Here is a 484-nt window from a genome sequence, read left to right as displayed (position 1 = left end):
AGATAGCCCGAATGTGGCCGCCATTGCTGGACGTATCGCCGCGGAAATTTATCAGTTGAGCTTTGCCGCCGAGTGTATCGAAGACGAACCGAACAACACCACGCGCTTCTTGGTGATGGGCCATCAAGAAACCGGCCGCAGCGGCAACGACAAAACTTCTTTGGTCGTCTCTGCACCCAACCGTGCCGGTGCTGTTACTTCTTTGTTGCAACCTTTCACCGAATTAGGCATTTCCATGACCAAATTTGAAAGCCGCCCAAGCAAATCGGTTTTGTGGGAATACCTGTTCTTCATCGATATCGAAGGCCACCAAAGCGATGAAAATGTCCAAAAAGCCTTGCAGCTTTTGGGCGAACGCGCTTCCTTCGTGAAAGTTGTCGGCTCTTATCCGACTGTTGTTTTGTAAGGATTATTGGGTATCAAAGGCCGTCTGAAAAGTTTTCAGATGGCCTAAATTTATGTTCTCAATAGTTGCCATTTATGC

General features: G+C 48.1%; 1 protein-coding gene. It reads left to right on the top strand.

The genetic code is table 11. The features are described 5' to 3' along the window. On the top strand, positions 1-406 hold a 406-nt coding region (locus tag ACTHTQ_RS11310), incomplete at its 5' end, for a prephenate dehydratase (RefSeq protein WP_440363971.1). Positions 407-484: the final 78 nt, after the last annotated feature.

The sequence above is a fragment of the Neisseria sp. P0020.S003 genome, assembly GCF_051957095.1.
GTDB classification, from domain to species: Bacteria; Pseudomonadota; Gammaproteobacteria; order Burkholderiales; family Neisseriaceae; genus Neisseria; species Neisseria subflava.
This window is presented reverse-complemented; position numbering and strand designations above follow the sequence as displayed.